This is a genomic window from Mycobacterium sp. NGS61 (assembly GCF_059812325.1).
Window position 1 is genome coordinate 62,430 of sequence record NZ_JCALCL010000006.1, and the last position, 21,511, is coordinate 83,940.

Genomic DNA, 21,511 nt, shown 5'->3' on the forward strand with positions numbered 1-21,511 from the left:
TCTATCACGCGTGGCGCGCTGCCTCCTGCGCGAGTTGGACGCGAGAAGTCAGGCCCAGTTTGGTGTACACGTGGGTGAGGTGACTCTCGACGGTGCGCAACGAGATGAAAAGCCTTCCGGCGACGGCCTTGTTGCCCAGTCCCTCGCTGACCAGGTCGACGACGGCGCGTTCGGTCGGGGTGAGCGACGCCCATCCGCTGCTCGGGCGCTTGCGTTGGCCACGTCCCCGCTGCGCGTAGGCAATTGCCTCCTCGGTCGCCATCGCTGCGCCCTCGGCATAAGCGTCGTCAAACTCGTTGTCGCCGAAGCCCGCACGCAACTGGTCGATCGCCTCGGCATGCGAGGACTCGTAGACCTGGAATCGCACCGAACCCATCCGCTGCCGTAGCGCATCGGCCGCGCCGAACAGCCGCGCGGCTTCGGGGAAGCGCCCGGCGTCGATCGCCAGGGTCGCCACCAACTCGAAGAGATCCGGTACCCCGAGCAGCGCCCCCAACGCGGCCGCCAGCGACAGGCCGTCATATGCGTCACGTTCCGCTTGTTCGGTGTCCCCCTGCGCGATCGCCACGCGACTGCGGGTTGTCAGAGCCAGCACCCGGTGCCAACAGCTGGCAACCGAGACGGCTCCGTCGGCCCACCGGCGCGCCTGCGCGATGTCGTTGCCCAGCAACGCGCCCTCGGCCCGCAGATAGACATATGACTTTTGATGGAACTGGTTGACATACAACCGTTCCCAGGCTTCAGCACTGGTCCGCACGACGTCCGATGTCTCTCCGGCAGCCAGGTGCGCGACAGCGTGCATGCCGTTTGCGTTGCCCAGCCAGAGGTCGCCGAGGTCGGTGATGACCTGCATGGGTTTGTTGAGAGCCAGCTGAGCGGATTCCGTGTCACCCCGGTAGGCGAGGGCCAGGCCGAGATAAGTGTTGGCCAATGCCCACGGGAGTGCGTCCTGAGCGGCTGCCGCGTCAATTTCCAGATCGCGCAGGCGGGTAACGCTGCCGGCCAGGTCTCCGACCACAACCTGCGCCCAACCGAGCCACACGGTGCACAGTCGGAGGGTGAACCGATCGCCGACTTCGGTCGCCACCCGATGTCCCTCTTCGGCCGCTGTGCGGGCCGCGATCGGTTCGCCGGCAAGATATTCGAAACTCGCCTGCCAGGCCAATACCTGACCCAGCGTCCACTTGTCGCCGAGGGAGCGCGCCGAGCCGATGGCCTCGTCGAAATGCTCCTGTTTGGCTTCACCCCGACTGGCGGCCATCACCGCGCGGGCGGTCAGTGCACGCGCCACCAGCGCCTGGTCGCCGGTCTCGCGTGCCATCTCCACAGCGTGCTCAGCCCACTCGTCACCACAGCTTCCGACCGCCCACGTGTGCAGCACGGCTTTGTCCGCGAACGCACGTGACACCACCGCCGGTGATGCTGCCCCGGGACGGCGGTCACTTTCGGCCAGAGCGGCGTCAAACCAGCCCACGATGGCCTCCTGGATACGGCCGCGGATCACCCAGAGCGGAGCCAACGCGGTGGCCAACCGCAGCGCGGTTTCAGGATCGCCCCGGTCAAGGCTCCACGCGAACGCGGCCCGTAGATTGTCGATCTCGCTCTCGACCCGCCCGATCTGCTGCTGATCACTTGCCGCGCCCGGGTCGTCGAGAACCCGCGCAACGTCGAGGTAGTGGTCACGGTGCCGGGCCCGTACGTCGTCGCCCTCGCCCGATTCGGCGAGTTTTTCCAGCGCGTACTGGCGCACTGTCTCCAGCATGCGGTAACGTGTTGTGCCACAGGCACTTTCAGCGCTCACCAGAGACTTGTCCACCAGCAGAGTGATCTGGTCGAGTGCTTGGTAGCGCTCGACCTCATTGTCGCCGGCCACTGTCCGGGCGGCAGCCAGATCAAAGCCGCCGACACATACCGCCAGCCGGCGGAAAACACCCGCTCCGCGTCGGTCAACAACGCATGCGACCAGTCGACAGAAGCCCGCAGCGTCTGCTGGCGGCGCACCGCCGTCCGGGAGGTGCCGGTCAGCAGACGAAAACGGTCCTGCAGACTTTCGCGGATCTCCTCGACCGCCAACGCCCGCACCCGCGCCGCCGCCAACTCGATCGCCAGCGGCATGCCGTCGAGGCGCCGACAGATCTCGGATACCGCGGCGCTCTGATCGGCCAGCGAGAAATCCGGGCGGGCCAATCTCGCCCGATCGACGAACAACTCGATCGCCTCCCCGTCCAGCGACAGCGACGGCACCCGCCACGTCACCTCGCCAGCGACCCCGATCGGCTCGCGGCTCGTCACCAACAACCGCAGGCCGGCACCGGCGTTGAGCAGCGCCTCGATCATTTGCGCCGTCGCATCGAGCAGGTGTTCACAATTGTCCAGCACCAAGAGCAGCTGGCGCTCGCCGATGAACCCCAGCAGCGTCTCAATCGTCGAGCGACCCGGCTGGTCGGGCAGACCAAGGGCCCGGGCGGTGGCGATCGCCACGAGGTCGGGATCCGCGATCGGCGCCAAGTCGACGAACCACACGCCCGCGTCCAGCTCGTCGGACAGCGAGCTCGCCACCTCGATGGCGAGGCGGGTCTTGCCCACCCCGCCGGCTCCGGTAAGCGTCACCAACCTGCTCGTATCCAATGAGCGCCGCACCTGCACCAGCTGCTCACCGCGACCCACAAAGCTGGTCAAGTGCGCTGGAAGATTATGCAGTGCAACGGTTTCCGCGGTCCGGGGCGGGGCGAAGTCGTTGTTCAGGTCGCGATGGCATAACTGCACCACCCGTTCCGGGCGCGGCAGATCGCGTAGTTGATAGGTGCCGAGGTCGAGCAGCCACGCACCGGGCGGCAGGCTGTCCAAGACCATCGCCTCGGTCGCACCCGACAGCACCGTTTGGCCGCCGTGGGCCAGGTCGCGTAGCCGGCCGGTCCGGTTGATGGCCGGTCCGATGTAGTTGTTCTCGTCCCGGAGCTGGACGTCGCCGGTATGCAGCGCGATGCGCAGGCGGATTGGAGCCAAGGGAGCCAGTTGCAGGGCGAGGGCGCAGGCCACCGCGTCGGCGGCCCGGTTGAACGCGATGACGAAGCTGTCGCCTTCACCTTGATCGACCGGGCGGACACCGTTATGGACGGCCACCAGATCACCCAATGCGCGATCCAACCGGGCGATCGCGGCCGCCATCTCCTCGGGCTGGCTGTCCCAGAGCCGAGTCGAACCTTCCATGTCGGCGAGCAGCAACGTCACCGTGCCGCTCGGCAGCTCGTGCACGCCCAGGTCGCTCCAAGTCACTGTGTCCACGCGTAGGCCGGTGCCGCTCATGCTAGCGAGCCTGTCGGACCTCGCACAGCAAAACATCCGTGCAAACTCGTAGACCGCCCCGATTCGCCGGATACCGGCGCCGGCCCTAGGCTCGAGAAAACCGGGACTTGGCGGGGGAACGCTGATGAGGGTGTCTAACAGGCTGTTCACGTCCGGACGCATGCGTGCGTTGGTCGTGTCGTTTGCCTGCTTGGCCACGGCATCCTGCGCCACTTCAGCGACGGTCAGCCCGCCCGCCGGCCAGTCGGCGAGCAGTGCGGCACCGACGTCCAAAGTTGCCGCCAACACCGTTGCGCCGCCCCCGCCGCACATCAGTCCGCTGGCCAAGGATTGGAAAACATACGGCGGAACGGTCTACTTCGGTTGCCCCACCGAATTCACGCTCAGCAAATCCGCTCTGGACGACATCCGGCCGAAAGTCCTGGATACCAAGACCGCCGAATTGATCATGCCCGCGGTGCCGGTCGTCGCTGCCGGGGAAACCGTCACCGGCGCCATGTGTGCGCTGTCGAACACCGAACGCGACACCAAGGTCGTCTACGTGGTCACCACGACCAAACCCGCCCAGGGCGGCGACGTCACCAAGACCACCGGCTACATGTTCGACCTGAAGTCGAGTCAGCCGCTGGCGACCAAGGAACTGCAACCGCCGACCCCTGACCTGAAACTGGCCGCGGCCAAGGAATGGCGGCTGGCCCCGACCGTGCCCGGGGTGGCGTGGTTGAACGCCTACACCGACGGCCGCGGCGCAGCGGCACCGCCGAGGACGGTCGTCCTGTCCAACGCTGACCTGTCGACGCTGTGGGATGATCCGCAGCCGGGTCGGATCTGGCAGGACGTCCTGGCCTTTCAACGCAGTACGGTGGCCGGCAGCACGCTGGGCGCCGAATTACGGTTACCCACCGGTGAACCCGTCTTCCGGAATGACGAGATCGCCAGCGTGGACAGCGAATTGTCCGACGGGCCAGACAAACTCGTGCAGATCACGCAGTGGGAGTCGCACAATCCGCCGACCCAGTCCACCATGTTCTTCGACCTCACGACTCGGGCTCCCATCAAGGTCGGTGACGCCGACCGGATCGCGGGTGGTGGGTTGTCCGCCACCCTGTCGGACGGAAAACTCTTCGTCGACGGCCGTGGTTCGGCCACTTCACAATTCGGGTACGGCGTGTGGAATCTGCGCACCCAGCACTGGGATCTGCTCAAGAGCCGCGACGAAGCCAAGACGATTGCCAAGATCGCGTTCTTCAGCGATCACCTGTACGTGACCAACTCCGACAACACCTATTCGGTGTTCGCGCTACCCGACGCCAACCCGGTGGCGTCCGCGTGGACGGGCCGCCCGTTCGGCCGGATCGTGGGCTGGACGCTGGTGTGCCAGGGCGAGACCGCCGCGCCACCGAGCGGCGAGTGCCGCCAGATCGTGTTGGTGCGCGATACCGACGGCCGCTACCCGGGCCCCTGGTTTTAGGGTCGATGCTGTGGCGGACGCCGAACAAGTTATCCGCGAGGTGATGGACCGCTGGAAAGCGGGTATTGATGCACACGAACCCCACCGGGTGGCCGAGCTGTTCGCAGCGGACGGCATCTTTCAGGGGTTGCGGCCCTACAGCGTTGGGCGACAAGGCGTTACCGCCTACTACGACTCCCAACCCGTGGGGCTCACCGTCGTCTACCGCATTCTCGAGACCCGCAACATCGCACCGGACGCGGTCCTTGGTTATCTGCGGGCCGACTTCACGTTTCCCGACGGATCCGTCATCAACGTCAACCTCGGCGTGCTGATCGTAAACACCGGTGACGGCTGGCGAGTCCAGTACTACCAGGCGTCCCGGGTCACTTGACCGGACGACGTCGGGTGATCGACGCCCAGTCCCAGGTCGCGGCGCCCTGCATGCGCTCCTCGTTGCCCACCGCCCCCTTGGTGATGGCGAGCGCGATCATGATGTCGGCGTAGGTGATGAACAGTCCCGCCCAAAACGCCCACCGCAGCTGCGGGTCCGGTTGCGAGGCGAAAAACAAGATCAGAAATATCGGCCCGACGATGCCGAACACGAACATCATCGCCTGGATCACCAGGTACCGCTTGAACGTTGCCAACTCGCGCTGCTCCTCAGTTCTCCTGCGCCCGCCTGGCCCGGGCCCGGCGTTTCCCCTCGTGCATGGCGGCCACCCGTGCCACCGGGATGGTGCGCCCGTGCTCGATCAAATCATTCGGCAGCCGCTGGGGCGGCGGCAACGACGCCCAGGGGTCCTGACCGGGCAGCGCATCGATCGCCGTGTGCACGGTGAAATCTGTCGGACTGACCCGGTCGAGGTCCGACCAGTCCAGCGGGAATGACACCGGCGTACCCGCCCGCAGCCGCGGACTGTAGGCGGCGGCGACCGTAGCACCCCCGGCGCGGGTCGCGTCGACGAACACCTTTCCGGCCCGGTCTTCGACGATGAAAGCCGTTGTCGCCGTAGTGGGATCGAGCGCTTCGGCGCGAGCGGCCAGCGCCCGGGTGGCGGCCGCGACGTCGTCAACGGGCGCGTGATCGTCGATCGGTACGAATACGTGCACGCCCTTGGCGCCGCTGGTCTTGACCCCGCCGGCCAGACCGCTGTCGGCCAGTGCCTGCCGCACCAGGTGGGCCACCTGCACCACGGCCGTGAAGTCGGCGTCGGGCGGCGGGTCGAGATCGAGCACCAGATGCGTGGGCCGGTAGATGTCGTCGGCCAACCCCAGGGCGGGGTGGTACTCGACAGCCCGTTGATTCGCCAGCCAGAGCAGGGTGCGCAGGTCATCGCAGACCGGGTAATGCACCTCGCGGTGCGAGGCCTCGGCCCAGATCCCGACCGTGCGCACCCAGCCCGGGGTGTACTTGGGAACGTTCTTCTGCATGAACGGCGCCCGTCCCCGCAACACCCGCAGCACGGTGAGCGGACGCCCGACGAGTCCGGGCAACATGCGGTCGGCCACGGCCTCCAGGTAGTCCACCAGGTTCCGCTTGGTGGCGCCGGCGTCGGGACTGAGCGGTTGATCCAGATTGGTGAGATCGATTCCTGCGCGCTGCTCGTCGACGCTCATTTGCAAACCCTATGCAGTTGCCGGTCGGACAACGAACTGGGCTGGCGCGGCAACGAGGTCTATCGTCGTAACCGGGCGCAAGTGAGGGTCGAGGTCCACCACAGATGATCGCAGTTAAAGCATTCAGTGGGGTGTTGCTGGCGGCGTCGGCGATGCTCGCGGGCCCGGCGCCGGCACAAGCCGAAGAACCGCCATGTGCCGCCGGCGAATGTGAGCAAGCGCCCCGGCCCGCCCAATCCATCTATCCACGCCACAACTACGCGTGCATGCGGGGCGTCTGCGTCCCGTTGCCGGCCCCCCGGCCGAAGCACTGAGTGGCTGAACACCGCCCGCCGCAACCTGTTTCGGGGTCAGCGGTACCGTGACCTTTCATGGCTGCATTAGACGGACGGGTCGCATTGATCACCGGCGGGGCCCGAGGTCAGGGTCGCGCGCATGCGTTGGCGCTGGCCGCCGAGGGCGCCGACATCGTCGCGGTCGATGCGCCCGGGCCGATGCAGGAGCTGACCTATCCGCTGGGCACCGAGGACGATTTGCGGACGACAACCAAGCTGGTCGAGGAACTGGGCCGGCGTTGTGTGCCGCTGTCGGTCGATGTGCGCGACTCGGGTCAGGTCAACGTCGCCGTCGAGCAGACGGTCGCCGACCTGGGCAGCCTCGACATCGTGGTGGCCAACGCGGGCATCGTCAGCACGGGTCCGTTGACCGAAGTGAGCGATCAGATGTGGCGGCAACTGGTCGACACCAACCTCAGCGGTGTCTTCCACACCTTACGGGCGATCATTCCGGTGATGCGCCAGCAGCGCTTCGGCCGGATCGTGGTGACCTCCTCGATGGGCGGGCGGATGGGCATCCCGGATCTGGCGGCTTACAACGCCACAAAGTGGGGCATCATCGGGCTCGCCAAATCGGTGGCGCTGGAGGTCGCCAAGGAGGGCATCACGGTCAACGTCGTCTGCCCCACCACCACCCGCACGCCGATGGTCCAACCCGAGGGTGACGAGTCCGTTCCCGACGAATTGGTGCGCAGGATGATGAAGGCCAACCCGATACCGCAACCCTGGATCGAACCGGAGGACGTCAGCCGCGCGGTCGTGTACCTGGTCACCGATCCCGGGGTGATTACGGGCAGCGTCTTGGAGGTCGGACTCGGCGGGAGCGCCCGGATTCACTGATATTGACCAGGATGAGAGGCTCAAGTCATGTCGACTCCACCTGATCCCCGCTTGCTCGACGACCGCCTGGCCTATTGGGCCGAGACCAAGCCCGACGACGAGGCGATGGACTATCTGGACCGGCAGTGGACCTGGTCGCAGTGGAACGACCGGGTACGCCGGCTGGCCGGTGCGCTCACCGAGTTCGGTGTCGGGCGCGGTGACGTGGTGGCGTTCCTGGACAAGAATCATCCGGCTTGTGTGGAGCTGACATTCGCCGCCGCATCCCTGGGTGCGGCCAACGCGATCATCAACTTCAGGTTGGCCGCCGACGAACTCGACTACGTGCTCAACGATTCCGGCGCGAAGGTGCTCATCGTCGGCACCGAACTAAAACCCAATATCGACAAGATCCGCGGCGACCTGAACAGCATCGAACACGTCATTGAAGTGACGCCCGAAGGTGGCGACGGCGATGAATACGAGGCTCTGCTGGCCGGCGCGACACCGGTCGGCAGAGCCGACGACGTCGAGCCCGACGACGTGTGCATCATCATGTACTCCTCCGGTACCACCGGGCGCCCCAAGGGGGTGCAGCTGACGCAGGCGAACCTCATCGCGCACACGATCAACGCGCACGAGGGTTTCGAATTCGATCCGGGCGACAAGAGCATGGTCTCGATGCCGCTGTTCCATGTCGGTGGATCGTCCTACGTGCAGTTCGGGATTCACGACGGGGTTCCCAGCGTGATGACGCGCGACGCCGACGGCAAGACGCTGGCCGGCGCGATCCTCAAGGGCGCCAACCGGACATTCCTGGTCCCCGCGGTGTTGGCGAAGGTGCTGGAATCCGGCGAGGACGCGGTGAAACTGTTCGGCGCGCTCAAAACGTATTCCTATGGCGCGTCGCCGATGCCGCTGCCGCTGCTGCGCGCGGCGTTGAAAGCGTGGCCGGACACCGACTTCATCCAGGCGTACGGCCTGACCGAAGTCTGCGGCGTGATCAGCCACCTGCTGCCCGAAGCACACCGCGCCGAAGACCACCCGGAGCGGCTCAGCAGCGCCGGGACGTTGGTGCCCAACGCCGAGGTGCGGGTCGTCGATCCGTACACGCTCGAGGACGTGCCGACCGGCGAGCAGGGCGAATTGTGGTTCCGCACACCGCAGTTGATGAAGGGTTATCACAATCAGCCGGAGGCGACCGCGGAGGCGATCACCGAAGACGGTTGGTTCCGCAGCGGCGATATCGGCCGGGTTGACGACGGAGGCTACGTCTTCGTCGAGGACCGTTTGAAGGACATGATCATCTCCGGCGGCGAGAACATCTACTCGATCGAGGTGGAGCGGGTACTGGCCGAACACCCGGCGGTGGTTGAGGTCGCGGTGATCGGAGTGCCCGACGAACGATGGGGCGAAGTGGTCAAAGCCGTTGTCGCCCTAGAGGGAGAGGCTACCGAGAAAGAACTCATCTCGTTTGCCCGCGAGCGTCTGGCCGCCTACAAGTGCCCGAAGACGGTCGACATCACCGACGAATTACCGCGCAATCCGACCGGCAAGATCCTCAAGAAGGAGCTGCGCAAGCCGTACCTGGAAGGCAACTGACGTGAGCCGCTCCCTGCAGTGTCGAGTGTTCGTCGAGCCGCAACAGGGCGCGACCTACGCCGACCAGCTCGCCGTCGCGCAAACCGCCGAACAAGCCGGCTTCGACGCCTTCTTCCGCTCCGACCACTACCGCGCGATGAGCGGCGACGGCCTGCCCGGCCCGACCGACTCGTGGGTGACGCTGGGCGCGATCGCGCGGGAAACCTCGACCATCCGGCTGGGCACCCTGGTCACCTCAGCGACCTTCCGTCACCCCGGACCGCTCGCGATTGCGGTGGCACAGGTGGATGAAATGAGCGGTGGACGAGTCGAATTCGGCCTGGGCAGTGGCTGGTTCGAAAGCGAACATCATGCTTACGGGATTCCGTTTCCCTCGGTACGGGAACGCTTCGACCGATTGAGCGAACAATTGGCCATTATCACCGGGTTGTGGACGACGGCGCCGGGCGAGACCTTCGAGCACGCCGGCGAGTACTACACCGTCACCGACTCACCGGCGCTGCCCAAACCGGTCCAGACCCCGCACCCGCCGATTGTGATCGGGGGTACCGGCGCCAAACGCACGCCGGCACTTGCCGCCCGGTACGCCGCGGAATTCAACCTTCCGTTCGTGCCGATGGATGTCGCGGAGAAGCAGATTCACCGGGTCCGCGATGCCGTAGCCGCCGCCGAGCGGCCCGCGGACTCGATGGTCTACTCCGCTGCCTTCGTGCTGTGTGCCGGCCGCGACGACGCCGAGGTCGCCCGCCGGGCCGGGGTGATCGGCCGCGAGGTGGACGAGATGCGGTCCAACAGTCCGCTGGTCGGCACGCCCGCCGAGATCGTCGACAAGCTGGGCCCGTGGGCCGAGCTTGGCGTGCAACGGGTGTACGCGCAGACGCTGGACATGTCCGACCTGGCGCATCTCGAACTGGTCGCCGGCGAGGTGCTGCCCCAACTGCGTTGACCGAACCGGTAAGCTCGGTCGGTATCACAAGTAGTTGATACTTGCCTCGGCGACGGAGGATGCAGCGTGCCCGATGACGTGACGACGATCCGCGAACACGAGACCGACTTCGCCCAGCCGTGGGCGCCGCACCGGCTGAAAATCTACAAACTCACCGCGGTGTTCACCTTCGCCGTCTTCCTGTTGGTCACCATCGGCGTGGGCATCGGCATCATCAAACCGACGTTCACCACCGATGTCGTGGTCAACCTGATCTTCGGCATCCCGGTGCTGCTGCTGCCCTTCGTCATCCTGTGGAATGCACCGGGCGAGCAGCGATCTCGGCTCGACAGGGCGGCCGAACTGACCCTGTTCTATCTGCCGTACACCGCGGGCAGCCAGATCGGGTACGAACTGGTGTTCCTGATCGGCCACCCGTTGGGGTGGTGGGCGCCGACCACGGACCCCGGCTGGAAATGGTTGTGGTGGCAGTATGGGCTGGCCGACACCCGCTACGTCAGCGGCAATCCGTGGATCTTCGCGCTCGAGGTGGTCGGGGTCTGTACCGGGTTGACCGCGTTCGCGGCCTGGACGCGGCTGATCCGATCCGGGCTGCCCGCCGAATCCCGTATCCGCTGCCTGTGGGTCGCTTTCGCCGGTGTCGCGGTGCTGATGAGCAGCACGGCCGTGTACTTCCTGGCGGAAGTGGGCGCCGGGTTCAGCCACATCGGGCAGGGTGCTTTCGGACTGGGCTTCAAGTTCTTCGCCGAGAACATTCCGTTCATCGTGCTGCCGCCGCTGGTGCTGTATTCGATCCATCTCCAGATCGATCACCTCACCCGACGGGCGGGGGCGCAGGCATCTTTCTAGAGGCCCAGGTCGCGGCCGATCACTTCCCGCATGATCTCGTTGGAGCCGGCCCAGATCTTGGTCACCCGAGCATCCTTCCAGGCCCGCGCAACCCGGTATTCGTTCATGAAGCCGTACCCACCGTGGATCTGCACGCACTGATCGAGGATCTCGTTCTGGACGGTGGAGGTCCATAACTTCGCCTTGGCGGCGTCGATCGCCGTCAGCCGGCCTGCCACGTGGGCGGCGACGCATTTGTCGACGAATGCTTGTGCGACATCGAGTTTGGTGACCATCTCGGCGAGCAGGAACTTGTTCCACTGCAACGAGCCGATCGGCTGGCCGAACGCTTTGCGTTCCCGGGCGTAGGTCAGCGTCTCTTCTAGGACGTAGCGCGCGTGGGCGAGGTTGGCCACGCCGGCGCTGATTCGCTCCTGGGGCAGCAGGGTCATCATGTGGATGAAACCGCGGTCGAGTTCGCCGATGATCGCGGTCTCGTCGACCCGGACATCCTCGAAGAACAATTCGGCGGTGTCGGCCTCGGGTTGACCCACCTTGTCCAGCTTGCGGCCACGGCTGAACCCGGGATTGTCGGCTTCCACCGCGAACAGGGTGATGCCCTTCGAACCCTTCGCCGGATCGGTGCGGGCGGCGACGATGATCAGATCGGCCTGCGTGCCATTGGTGATGAACGTCTTGGAACCGTTGATGACGTAGCTGGTGCCGTCTTTGACGGCAGTCGTCTTCAGGGCAGCCAGATCGGACCCGCCCGACGGTTCGGTCATTGCGATAGCGGTGATCAGCTCGCCACTGCAGAATTTCGGCAGCCAGCGGCGGCGCTGCTCCTCGGTGGTCAACTTGACCAGGTAGGGCGCGACGACGTCGTACTGGATGCCGAACGCCGATGCCGCCGCCGCGCTGGACCGCGCCAACTCCTCACCGAGCACCGCGTTGAACCGGTAGTCGCCGGCGGCGCTGCCGCCGTACTCTTCGGGTACGTCCAGGCCGAGGTATCCGTTGGCACCTGCGTGCAGCCAGGTATCACGATCGATGCGGCGCTGCTCGATGAACTTTTCCTCGTTGGGCTCGATGTAGCGAGTGACGAAATCGCGCACCGAGTTTCGGAATGCGTCGTGATCGGCGTCAAAAAGGGTGCGGTGCATTGATCCGGAGGTCAGGCGGACAACTCAGCTGTCGCACGGTGTTTGCTGAATACCAGGCTCTCGTCGTCGACCTTTCCGTTACGGATCAACCGGAGGTCGACGAAGTAGTTCTGCTTCAACCGCCAGGGCAGCTTCGATCCCGATTTCGGTAACGTGTCCAGCGCCCGCGTGACGTAACCCGACTTGAGATCGACGAATGGCCGTGGTTCCACGTCCGGACCGGGATCTGCGGGCACGACGATGTCGAAACCCTTGGCGTCCATGTAATTGAGCAGCCGGCACACGAATTCCGATGTCAGATCGGCTTTCAGGGTCCAGGACGCGTTGGTGTAGCCGAAGGTGAACGCCAGGTTGGGCATCCGCGACAACATCATGCCCTTGTAGGCCATCGAATCGGCGAGGTCAACCGGTGCACCGTTGCGCCGCACCTCGGCGCCACCGAAGAACTGCACGTTCAAACCCGTTGCGGTGACGATGATATCGGCTTCGAGCTCCTCCCCCGACGAGAGCTTGATACCGGTCTTGGTGAAGGTTTCGATCGTGTCGGTGACGACGTCGGCCTTACCCTTGCGGATCTTCTTGAAGATGTCACCATTGGGCGCCAGGCAGACGCGTTGATCCCACGGCTTGTAGTCGGGGCTGAAGTGCCTGTCGAAGTCGTAGCCCTCGGGCAGCCGACGGGTAGCCATGGTGCGCAGTGCTTTTCGGAAAGTGTTCGGGAATTTCCGGGCCAGTTGATATTGCAGTGTGCTCTGCAGGATCGCTTTCCAGCGCACCGCGGTGTAGGCCTGTTTCTCGGGAGCGTATTTGTATGCGCGGGCAGCGAAACTGTCTTTGTCGGGCAACGCACCGATGTAGGTCGGTGTCCGCTGCAGCATGGTGACGTGACCGGCACCGGAATCAATCAGAGCAGGAATCAGCGTGATCGCGGTCGCACCGCTACCGATCACCACAATCTTCTTGCCCTGGTAGTCGAGGTCCTCGGGCCAGTGTTGTGGGTGCACGATGGTGCCTGCGAAGTCGTCGGCCCCCGGGAATTCCGGCGAGAAACCCTCGTCGTAGTTGTAGTAGCCCGAGCACGCCCACAGGAAGCCGCAGTTGATCTGGCTGCGCTTCCCGTCCTGCTCGACGGTCAACTCCCACAACCCGTCGTCGTCGGACCAGTTGGCGGCCACCACCTTGGTGCCGAACCGCATGTGCTGGTCGATGCCGTTCTCGGTGGCCGTCTCGTTCAGGTAGTTCCAGATCGACGGCCCGTCGACAATCGCCTGCTCGGACGCCCACGGCTTGAACCGGAAGCCCAGCGTGTACATGTCGGAGTCGGAGCGGATCCCGGGATATTTGAACAGGTCCCAGGTGCCACCGAGCTTGTCGCGCCGCTCCAGGATCAGGTACCGCTTTGTTGGGCACCGTTTCTGCAGATGCCAGGCTGCACTGATGCCGGAAATGCCGGCTCCGACGATGACGACATCGACTGTTTCAGTCATGTCCCGAAATTATCAACACTGTGTTGAGCAAGTCAACAGACTGTCGGACAGAGAGGACGACGTTCCAGGTGCCCGGGGTGCCGACGATCGGAACCGCCGACGCCGCTCACGCAGGGTCGGCGAAGACCGGCGGCTCGCCAGTCATGCCGGCCTTGACGGCGGCGAGTTGATTGGGCTTGCCGATCAATCCGTCTTGTAGCTCGGATTCGAGCAACAGGGCGGCAGCGGTGTCGTCGCTGACCCAGGTGCGGTCGTAGAGACGCTTGGCGGCGCGCACCGCATCCGGAGACCTCTGCGCGATCTCGGCTGCAAGCGCCAGCGCCGCGGCCAAGGGATCGTCGGTGCTGCGGGTGACCAACCCGAGGGCCACTGCCTCGCTGCCGCTGACGATGCGACCGGTGAACGTCAACTCTTTGGCGACGTCGATGGGTACCAGTCGCGGCAGCGTCTGCGTGATGCCCATGTCGGGCACCAGGCCCCACTTGACCTCCATGACGGACAGCTTCGCTGATGGCGCGGCGATCCGGATGTCGGCACCCAGGGCGATCTGCAATCCGCCGCCGAAGCAATTGCCGTGGATCGCGGCGATGACCGGCGCGGGCACCAGCGACCAGTCATAGGACACCCGCTGCGCCAGGTTGGCCACCCGGTCGCCGTCGCGTTCCATCAGCACGCCGACGCCGCCCTGCCCGGACATGAAGCTGGCCACATCGAGGCCCGAGCAGAAGCTCTTCCCTTCGCCGTGCAGCACGACCGCCCGCACCGACTTATCCGCTGCCAGTTGCGCGGCGGCGTCCACCAAACTCTCGAACATGGCCCGGTCCAGCGCATTGTGCTTGTCGGCGCGAACCATGGTCGCAGTCGCTATGCCATCGGCGCCGACCTGCACCCGAACTCGATCTTCGCTCACGCGTGAAATCTACTCCGCAAGCCGAATACGCACTGCTGCAGTGGTGGTGGCAGGTACTGGATTCGAACCAGTGTAGCTTTCGCGACGGATTTACAGTCCGCTCCCATTGGCCGCTCGGGCAACCTGCCGCCTAGCAGGGTACAACGAGCGGGTAGACATTTCACAAACGGCTAGCACCGATGAGAAAGGGCCAATCGCATGGCGGACTCGTCGTTCGACATCGTCAGCAAGGTTGACCGCCAGGAGGTCGACAACGCGCTCAACCAGGCCGCCAAAGAACTGTCCACCCGGTTCGACTTCCGTGGCACCGACACCACGATCGCTTGGAAGGGTGAGGAGAGTATCGAGCTGATCTCGTCCACCGAGGAGCGGGTCAAAGCGGCCGTCGACGTCTTCAAGGAGAAGTTGATCCGCCGCGACATCTCGATGAAGGCATTCGAGGCGGGCGATCCGCAGGCCTCGGGCAAGACCTACAAGGTCAGCGGCACCCTCAAGCAGGGCATCGACAGCGAGCATGCCAAGAAAATCACCAAGCTCATCCGCGACGAGGGACCCAAGTCGGTCAAGACGCAGATCCAGGGTGACGAGGTTCGGGTCACCAGCAAGAAGCGCGACGACCTGCAGGCCGTTCAGGCTTTGCTCAAGCAGGCCGACCTCGACGTGGCCCTGCAGTTCGTGAACTACCGGTAGCCGGCCCGACCAAGACCCAAGCGAGGTTCACGATGACCGTGACTCAACCAGATGCCGAGCGCGAATCAGCCAAGCCCTACGACGTCGACGTTTTGATCGTCGGCGCCGGAATTTCCGGACTCGGCGCGGCATACCGGATCGGGCAGCGCAACCCGTCGCTCAGTTACACCATCTTGGAGCGGCGCGAACGCATCGGCGGCACCTGGGATCTGTTCAGATATCCGGGCGTGCGTTCCGATAGCAGCATCTTCACGCTGAGCTTCCCCTTCGAGCCGTGGACACGCGAGGAAGGTGTCGCCGACGGCCCGCACATCCGCGAGTACCTGGTAGACACGGCCCGCAAGTACGGCATCGACGAGCACATCCAGTTCAACAGCTATGTGCGCCACGCAGATTGGGATTCGGCAACCGACACCTGGACAGTCACCGTCGAGCAGAACGGATCCACCAGGCACTGCCGATGCCGATTCCTGTTCTTCGCCAGTGGCTACTACAACTACGACCAGGGCTACACCCCCGAATTCCCCGGCATCGAGAACTTCAGCGGCACCGTCGTGCATCCCCAGCACTGGCCGGAGGACCTCGAATACAGCGGCAAGAACGTGGTGGTCATCGGGAGCGGCGCCACGGCCGTAACGCTGATTCCTTCAATGGCCGAACGCGCGGCCAAAGTCACCATGCTGCAGCGCTCCCCGACCTATATCGTCTCGGCGTCCAAGTACAGCAGGCTAGCGTGGGTCAGCCGGATATTGTTGCCGCGCAGGGTTTCTCACCTCCTCGTCCGTTTCTACAACGCTCTCATGGAGGGCGTGATCTGGTTCCTGTCGCGCAAGACGCCGGCCTTGATCAAATGGTCCCTGCGCCGCAAGGCGGTGCAGAACCTGCCCGAGGGTTACGCGGTCGACATTCATTTCAAGCCGCGCTACAACCCCTGGGACCAGCGGATGTGCCTGATCCCCGATGGTGACCTCTTCAACGCCATCAGCGCAGGCCGTGCCGAAGTGGTCACCGACCTGATCGACCACTTCGACGCGACCGGCATCGTGCTGAAGTCCGGGACGCACCTCGACGCCGACATCATCGTCACCGCCACCGGTTTGCAACTGCAGGCACTCGGCGGCGCAACCCTGAGCATCGACGGCGAGGCGATCAACCCCACCGACCGCTTCGTCTACAAAGCCCACATGCTCGAGGACGTGCCCAATCTGTTCTGGTGCGTGGGCTATACGAATGCGTCCTGGACCCTGCGCGCCGACATGACGGCCCGCGCGACAGCCAAACTGCTGGAATACATGTCTGCGCACGGATATACGCACGCCAGCCCACACCTGGGCGATCAGCCGATGCCCGAGAAACCGTCCTGGGACATTCAGGCCGGTTACGTGCGACGGGCACTGCATGCACTGCCCAAATCAGGAACCAAGCGACCGTGGAACGTGCGACAGAACTACTTCGCCGACGCGATCGACTACCGGTTCGACCGTATCGACGAGGCGATGACGTTCGGCCGCGCGACCGACCGGGCCGCACTGGCGGGTTGAGGCGACGCTCCATCGGAGAACCGCTGTCAAATGACAGGTGACCGCAATAGGGTGAAGCCCATGGCAGCTGACAAGCGCGAACCGCAAGTCGTAGTCCTCGGCGGAGGCTCGTGGGGCACCACCGTCGCGTCCATCTGTGCACGCCGGAGTCCCACGTTGCAGTGGGTGCGATCGGAAGACACCGCCAAGGACATCAACGACAATCACCGCAACACCCGCTATCTCGGCAACGAAGTGGTGCTGAGCGAGAACCTGACCGCCACCACTGACTTCTCCGAGGCCGCACACTGCGCCGACGTTCTCGTCATGGGCGTGCCGTCCCACGGATTCCGCGGGGTGCTGACCGAGCTCAGGAAGGAACTGCGCCCCTGGGTTCCGGTGGTGTCGCTGGTCAAAGGGCTCGAGCAGGACACCAACATGCGGATGTCGCAGATCGTCGAGGAACTGTTGCCGGGACACCCGGCAGGCATCCTGGCCGGACCGAACATCGCCCGGGAGGTGGCTGAGGGCTATGCCGCGGCGGCGGTCCTGGCCATGCCCGACCAGCACCTGGCGACCCGACTGTCCGGCCTGTTCCGGACCCAGCGCTTCCGCGTCTACACCACCGACGACGTGGTCGGGGTCGAGATGGCCGGCGCCCTCAAAAACGTCTTCGCGATCGCGGTCGGCATGGGTTACTCCCTAGGCATCGGCGAGAACACCAGGGCGCTGGTGATCGCGCGGGCACTGCGCGAAATGACCAAGCTCGGCGTCGCGATGGGCGGGAAGGCCGAAACCTTCCCCGGCCTGGCGGGCCTCGGCGACCTGATCGTCACCTGTACCAGCCAGCGCAGCCGCAATCGACACGTCGGCGAGCAGTTGGGCGCGGGCAAGAAAATCGAAGAGATCATCGAGTCCATGAACCAGGTCGCCGAGGGTGTCAAGGCCGCTGGCGTGATCATGAAGTTCGCCACGGAGTTCGGGCTGAACATGCCGATCGCCCGCGAGGTCGATGCCGTCATCAACCACGGCTCTACCGTCGAGCAGGCCTACGCCGGCCTGGCCGCCGAAGAGCCCGGGCACGAGGTGCACGGGTCGGGTTTCTAGGCTCGCTCCCTATTTTCATACGCGCTACCTAACATTTGGGTTCGGTATGCACCTGGCGCGTCAGGTTGCCCGTACCTAGCACCGCCCATACCGTCAATCGGAGGTCGACAGACGGTCCGGCCCGTGACATCGCGGTTTCGGGAAGTTCGTATTCGTTTGTGCGCCAAGATGTTACGGCCACGTTATGAAGCGTGACCCGGGGTGCGGAAGCACCAATGCGCCCCACAATGCCGACAAGGGAGCTTTCGATGCACGACGTTGAGCAATGCGAGAGTTCTGGCCAGTCCAAGCTGCGTGCGGTCTTTCAGCACGACCTGCCTGCGTCGCTGGTCGTCTTCCTGGTCGCCTTGCCGTTGTCGTTGGGGATCGCGATCGCTTCGGATGCACCGGTATTGGCCGGCCTGATCGCCGCGATCGTGGGTGGAGTAATCGGTGGCGCCCTGGGGGGATCACCCCTGCAGGTCAGTGGCCCGGCCGCCGGCCTGACCGTGATCGTCGCCGACCTGATCGCCGAATTCGGTTGGGGCATCACTTGCTTCATCACAGCAGTTGCCGGCCTCCTGCAGGTTCTGCTGGGACTGAGCCGGGTTGCGCGTGCGGCGCTCGCCATTTCGCCCGTGGTAGTGCATGCAATGCTGGCCGGTATCGGTATCACCATCGCGCTGCAACAGACGCACGTGCTGCTGGGTGGTGAGTCACACAGTTCGGCCTGGGTGAACGTCGTGGAGTTGCCCGCCCAGATCGTCGGCGCGCACCGACCCGGACTCTTCTTAGGCCTGATGGTGATCGCCATCATGGTTGCCTGGCGCTGGGCACCGGCCAAGCTGGCCGCGGTTCCCGGTCCATTGGTCGCCATCGTCGTGGTAACCGCCGCCTCGGTGGCATTTCCGTTCAATGTCTCCCGGATCACGCTGGAAGGTTCGATCCTGGATGCGCTGCAACTGCCTGCGATGCCTCACGGCAACTGGGGTGCCGTCGCGCTCGGCGTCATCACCGTCACACTGATCACGAGCGTGCAGAGTCTGCTGACCGCGGTGGCGACCGACCGGATGCACAGCGGTCCGCGGACCAACCTGGACCGTGAACTGATCGGACAGGGCGCTTCCAACATCGTCTCGGGCGCCGTCGGCGGCCTGCCCATCGCCGGGGTGATCGTGCGCAGTGCGGCGAACATCAAAGCGGGCGCCAAAACCAGCGCCGCGACGATCCTGCACGGATTCTGGATCCTGCTGTTCGCCCTTCCGTTCGCCGGCCTGATCGAACAGATCCCCAGTGCTGCGCTGGCCGGTCTGCTGATTGTGATCGGCATCCAACTGCTGCAGCCCGCACACATCGAAACAGCCTTCAAAACAGGCGATTTCGCTATCTATCTGGTGACGATCGTCGCGGTGGTCTTCCTCAACCTGTTACACGGGGTGTTGATCGGGCTGGTTCTGGCGATCGCGATGACCGGCTGGCGGGTGGTTCGGGCCAAGGTGGAAGCAGTCAGCGACGGCGACGAATGGCGGGTGATCGTCGAGGGTGCGTGCACGTTCCTCAGCCTGCCCCGGCTGACCAGGGTGCTGACATCGGTCCCCGAACGCGCAACTGTCACTCTGCATATCGCTGTCAGTTACCTCGATCATGCTGCGCACCAAGCAATTACCGATTGGCAACGCCAGCATCACGCCACCGGGGGCACGGTCCTGATCGAGGGCCTGCTGGAACACGGCAATACGCCACGGACACTCACGCTGGTGCGCGACGCAGCGGCCTGACGCTCACCCCCGCGCCATCTGCTCCAGCCGGCGGATCCGGTCCTCGATCGGCGGGTGCGTCGAGAACAGCGACCCGATGCGCTCACCCGCGCGGAACGGGTTGGCGATCATCAGGTGTGCCTGGTTGGCGAGTTGTGGCTCCGGGGGCAGCGGGGCCAGTTGCACGCCGCCGGAGATCTTGCGCAGCGCCGACGCCAGGGCCAGCGGATCACCGGTCAGCAAGGCGCCCGACTCGTCCGCCTGGTACTCGCGCGAACGGGAGACCGCCAGCCGCACGACCGTCGCCGCGATCGGGCCCAGCAGCGAAACCAGCAGCAGCGCAAACGGATTGGTGCCGCCCTCGCGATTGCCGCCGAACGCTCCGAACCACATGGCCATGTTGGCCAGCGCGGTGATCACCGACGCCAGCGCCCCGGCCACACAGGAGATCAAGATGTCGCGGTTGTAGACGTGCGAGAGCTCGTGGCCCAACACAGCACGCAACTCGCGCTCGTTGAGGATCCGCAGGATGCCGGTGGTGCAGCACACCGCGGCATTGCGCGGATTGCGCCCGGTGGCGAACGCATTGGGCGCGCTGGTGTCGCTGATGAACAAGCGCGGCATCGGTTGGCGGGCAGCGGTAGCCAACTCGCGCACAATGCGGTACATCATCGGTTCCTGCAATTCGGAAACCGGTTGGGCATGCATGGCGCGCAGCGCCAGCTTGTCGCTGTTGAAATAGGTGTAGACGTTGATGCCGACAGCGAACAGCGTCGCAAAAATCAGCGCCGTTCGGCCGAACAAAGCGCCGGCGAAGACGATCATCGCGGACATACCGACTAACAGCACGAACGTCTTCAACCTGTTGGCATGCGGATGCCAGGTCATTGGTGTGCCCCCTACGAACACGTCGGCTTTATTCGATTACAGCCGATCAACGCCCGGAGGCACAGTCAGGGTTCCATACGCCGGGGAAATGCCTAGCCATGCCGGCTGACGGTGTAGTCGACCAGCGCCTGCAACGCCCCCCGCCCCGGGCCCTCCGGTAACAGGCCCAGCTCGTGATGCGCCTGCGCCGCGTACTGCGCGAGGGTTTCCTTGGCCTTGGCCATGCCCGACGACGCCCGCAGCAACATGAGCGCCTCGCGGACCTGTGCATCGTCGTGAATCGGACCGGCCAGCAGCTCTCGCAACCGGGCGCCGTCGGGGCCGGTCTCCTGCAGGGCGTACAACATCGGCAGCGTCCGTACGCCCTCGCGCAGGTCGGTTCCGGGTACCTTGCCCGACTCCTCGGAGTCGCTGTCGATGTCGATGATGTCGTCGGCGATCTGGAACGCGGTGCCCACGATGGCGCCCAACCGGCTCAACCGCTCGACCTGGTCGTCGTCGGCGCCGGAGAACATCCCACCGAACCGGCCCGCGGCACCGATCAGGCTGCCCGTCTTTTCGTGGACCACCTTCAGGTACTGCGCGATGCGGTCCGCCCCGTCGGGCGCACCGCGCGTCTCGCGCATCTGTCCGGTGACCAGCTCGGCGAACGTCTCTGCGACGATGCGCACCGCCTCCGGGCCCAATCGGGACACCAGCCGCGACGATGTCGCCAGCAGATAGTCACCGGCCAGGATGGCCACGTTGTTGCCCCACCGCGCGTTGGCACTGGGCGCGCCGCGGCGCACCTCGGCCTCGTCCATCACATCGTCGTGATAGAGCGTCGCGAGGTGAATGAGCTCGACGATCGCGCCGGCCAGTGTGACTTCGGTGTTGACCGGGTTCGGCCCGGTGTGCGCGGCCAGCACGGTGAACAGCGGGCGGAATCGTTTGCCACCGGCTTTGAACAGGTGCAGCAGCGACTCGGTCATCACCTCGTCGGAGCCGCGCAGTTCGGCGTCCATCAGCTCCTCGACCCGGGCGACACCGTCTCGAACCGTCGCGGCAAATTCGGCATCGCCTAGGTCAACGCCCGCCACCACGGTCGCCGGAGTTCTCATTCGA

General features: G+C 65.0%; 17 protein-coding genes, 1 tRNA gene and 1 pseudogene. 10 read left to right on the forward strand and 9 right to left on the reverse strand.

Features of this window, described 5'->3' with window-relative positions; all coding sequences use genetic code 11:
* Positions 1-4 precede the first annotated feature (4 nt).
* A pseudogene (locus AC5Y3Z_RS14495) lies at positions 5-3,306 on the reverse strand (LuxR family transcriptional regulator).
* A 124-nt stretch (positions 3,307-3,430) separates the two neighbouring features.
* Here AC5Y3Z_RS14495 and AC5Y3Z_RS14500 point away from each other — a divergent pair.
* Positions 3,431-4,777: a hypothetical protein gene (locus AC5Y3Z_RS14500; RefSeq protein WP_473139371.1), complete on the forward strand. Its 1,347-nt coding sequence runs from the start codon at positions 3,431-3,433 to the stop codon at positions 4,775-4,777.
* 10 nt (positions 4,778-4,787) lie between these two features.
* Entirely contained in the window at positions 4,788-5,150 is a 363-nt protein-coding gene (locus AC5Y3Z_RS14505) for an SgcJ/EcaC family oxidoreductase (protein WP_463825729.1), read from the forward strand.
* On the opposite strand, the gene AC5Y3Z_RS14510 is transcribed toward AC5Y3Z_RS14505, so the two are convergent.
* The gene (locus AC5Y3Z_RS14510; RefSeq protein ID WP_473139372.1) at positions 5,143-5,406 is read right to left on the reverse strand and encodes a hypothetical protein; all 264 of its coding nucleotides are present in this window, start codon (positions 5,404-5,406) and stop codon (positions 5,143-5,145) included. The two genes, AC5Y3Z_RS14505 and AC5Y3Z_RS14510, sit on opposite strands and share 8 nt — an antisense overlap.
* Positions 5,407-5,419: 13 nt before the next feature.
* On the reverse strand, positions 5,420-6,376 hold the full coding sequence (locus AC5Y3Z_RS14515) for a DNA polymerase domain-containing protein (protein ID WP_463825727.1): 957 nt from the start codon (positions 6,374-6,376) through the stop codon (positions 5,420-5,422).
* 371 nt (positions 6,377-6,747) lie between these two features.
* Between AC5Y3Z_RS14515 and AC5Y3Z_RS14520 the strand changes: the two genes are divergently transcribed.
* The 4 genes from AC5Y3Z_RS14520 to AC5Y3Z_RS14535 all read left to right on the forward strand — a co-directional run bounded on the left by AC5Y3Z_RS14520 (position 6,748) and on the right by AC5Y3Z_RS14535 (position 10,927).
* Complete coding sequence (locus AC5Y3Z_RS14520) at positions 6,748-7,551, forward strand: mycofactocin-coupled SDR family oxidoreductase (RefSeq protein ID WP_473139373.1); 804 nt, start codon at positions 6,748-6,750, stop codon at positions 7,549-7,551.
* A 27-nt stretch (positions 7,552-7,578) separates the two neighbouring features.
* The gene (locus AC5Y3Z_RS14525; protein ID WP_473139374.1) at positions 7,579-9,132 is read left to right on the forward strand and encodes a long-chain-fatty-acid--CoA ligase; all 1,554 of its coding nucleotides are present in this window, start codon (positions 7,579-7,581) and stop codon (positions 9,130-9,132) included.
* Positions 9,133-9,145: 13 nt separating this feature from the next.
* Positions 9,146-10,078, forward strand: coding sequence for an LLM class F420-dependent oxidoreductase (locus AC5Y3Z_RS14530; protein WP_473139503.1), 933 nt, complete (start codon positions 9,146-9,148; stop codon positions 10,076-10,078).
* Between the two features lie 66 nt (positions 10,079-10,144).
* Positions 10,145-10,927: an emopamil-binding protein gene (locus AC5Y3Z_RS14535; protein ID WP_473139375.1), complete on the forward strand. Its 783-nt coding sequence runs from the start codon at positions 10,145-10,147 to the stop codon at positions 10,925-10,927.
* Here the strand turns inward: AC5Y3Z_RS14535 and AC5Y3Z_RS14540 are convergent.
* The 4 genes from AC5Y3Z_RS14540 to AC5Y3Z_RS14555 form a co-directional block, all read right to left on the reverse strand.
* Entirely contained in the window at positions 10,924-12,069 is a 1,146-nt protein-coding gene (locus tag AC5Y3Z_RS14540) for an acyl-CoA dehydrogenase family protein (protein WP_473139376.1), read from the reverse strand. The two genes, AC5Y3Z_RS14535 and AC5Y3Z_RS14540, sit on opposite strands and share 4 nt — an antisense overlap.
* 11 nt (positions 12,070-12,080) lie before the next feature.
* Positions 12,081-13,556, reverse strand: coding sequence for a flavin-containing monooxygenase (locus AC5Y3Z_RS14545; protein ID WP_463825722.1), 1,476 nt, complete (start codon positions 13,554-13,556; stop codon positions 12,081-12,083).
* A gap of 106 nt (positions 13,557-13,662) precedes the next feature.
* On the reverse strand, positions 13,663-14,466 hold the full coding sequence (locus tag AC5Y3Z_RS14550) for a crotonase/enoyl-CoA hydratase family protein (protein ID WP_473139377.1): 804 nt from the start codon (positions 14,464-14,466) through the stop codon (positions 13,663-13,665).
* Between the two features lie 44 nt (positions 14,467-14,510).
* Positions 14,511-14,594: transfer RNA gene (locus AC5Y3Z_RS14555), tRNA-Tyr, on the reverse strand.
* A gap of 70 nt (positions 14,595-14,664) precedes the next feature.
* Here AC5Y3Z_RS14555 and AC5Y3Z_RS14560 point away from each other — a divergent pair.
* The 4 genes from AC5Y3Z_RS14560 to AC5Y3Z_RS14575 all read left to right on the forward strand — a co-directional run bounded on the left by AC5Y3Z_RS14560 (position 14,665) and on the right by AC5Y3Z_RS14575 (position 19,540).
* Complete coding sequence (locus tag AC5Y3Z_RS14560; protein ID WP_463825721.1) at positions 14,665-15,156, forward strand: YajQ family cyclic di-GMP-binding protein; 492 nt, start codon at positions 14,665-14,667, stop codon at positions 15,154-15,156.
* Between the two features lie 32 nt (positions 15,157-15,188).
* Complete coding sequence (locus AC5Y3Z_RS14565; RefSeq protein ID WP_473139378.1) at positions 15,189-16,697, forward strand: flavin-containing monooxygenase; 1,509 nt, start codon at positions 15,189-15,191, stop codon at positions 16,695-16,697.
* Positions 16,698-16,757: 60 nt separating this feature from the next.
* Positions 16,758-17,783: an NAD(P)H-dependent glycerol-3-phosphate dehydrogenase gene (locus tag AC5Y3Z_RS14570; RefSeq protein ID WP_463825719.1), complete on the forward strand. Its 1,026-nt coding sequence runs from the start codon at positions 16,758-16,760 to the stop codon at positions 17,781-17,783.
* A 248-nt stretch (positions 17,784-18,031) separates the two neighbouring features.
* Positions 18,032-19,540 (forward strand): SulP family inorganic anion transporter, encoded by a 1,509-nt coding sequence (locus AC5Y3Z_RS14575; protein WP_473139379.1) that lies wholly within the window; start codon positions 18,032-18,034, stop codon positions 19,538-19,540.
* A gap of 3 nt (positions 19,541-19,543) precedes the next feature.
* Here the strand turns inward: AC5Y3Z_RS14575 and htpX are convergent, their stop codons facing one another.
* Positions 19,544-20,407: a zinc metalloprotease HtpX gene (gene htpX, locus AC5Y3Z_RS14580; RefSeq protein ID WP_463825717.1), complete on the reverse strand. Its 864-nt coding sequence runs from the start codon at positions 20,405-20,407 to the stop codon at positions 19,544-19,546.
* Between the two features lie 92 nt (positions 20,408-20,499).
* Complete coding sequence (gene grcC1, locus AC5Y3Z_RS14585; protein ID WP_473139380.1) at positions 20,500-21,507, reverse strand: nonaprenyl/(2E,6E)-farnesyl/geranylgeranyl diphosphat synthase; 1,008 nt, start codon at positions 21,505-21,507, stop codon at positions 20,500-20,502.
* Positions 21,508-21,511: the final 4 nt, after the last annotated feature.

Coding starts and splice junctions, on each gene's coding strand:
- AC5Y3Z_RS14500 (WP_473139371.1), top strand. CDS start 3,431: ATGAGGGTGTCTAACAGGCTGTTCACGTCCGGACGCATGCGTGCGTTG.
- AC5Y3Z_RS14515 (WP_463825727.1), bottom strand. CDS start 6,376: ATGAGCGTCGACGAGCAGCGCGCAGGAATCGATCTCACCAATCTGGAT.
- AC5Y3Z_RS14520 (WP_473139373.1), top strand. CDS start 6,748: ATGGCTGCATTAGACGGACGGGTCGCATTGATCACCGGCGGGGCCCGA.
- AC5Y3Z_RS14525 (WP_473139374.1), top strand. CDS start 7,579: ATGTCGACTCCACCTGATCCCCGCTTGCTCGACGACCGCCTGGCCTAT.
- AC5Y3Z_RS14540 (WP_473139376.1), bottom strand. CDS start 12,069: ATGCACCGCACCCTTTTTGACGCCGATCACGACGCATTCCGAAACTCG.
- AC5Y3Z_RS14545 (WP_463825722.1), bottom strand. CDS start 13,556: ATGACTGAAACAGTCGATGTCGTCATCGTCGGAGCCGGCATTTCCGGC.
- AC5Y3Z_RS14560 (WP_463825721.1), top strand. CDS start 14,665: ATGGCGGACTCGTCGTTCGACATCGTCAGCAAGGTTGACCGCCAGGAG.
- AC5Y3Z_RS14565 (WP_473139378.1), top strand. CDS start 15,189: ATGACCGTGACTCAACCAGATGCCGAGCGCGAATCAGCCAAGCCCTAC.
- AC5Y3Z_RS14570 (WP_463825719.1), top strand. CDS start 16,758: ATGGCAGCTGACAAGCGCGAACCGCAAGTCGTAGTCCTCGGCGGAGGC.
- AC5Y3Z_RS14575 (WP_473139379.1), top strand. CDS start 18,032: ATGCACGACGTTGAGCAATGCGAGAGTTCTGGCCAGTCCAAGCTGCGT.
- htpX (WP_463825717.1), bottom strand. CDS start 20,407: ATGACCTGGCATCCGCATGCCAACAGGTTGAAGACGTTCGTGCTGTTA.
- grcC1 (WP_473139380.1), bottom strand. CDS start 21,507: ATGAGAACTCCGGCGACCGTGGTGGCGGGCGTTGACCTAGGCGATGCC.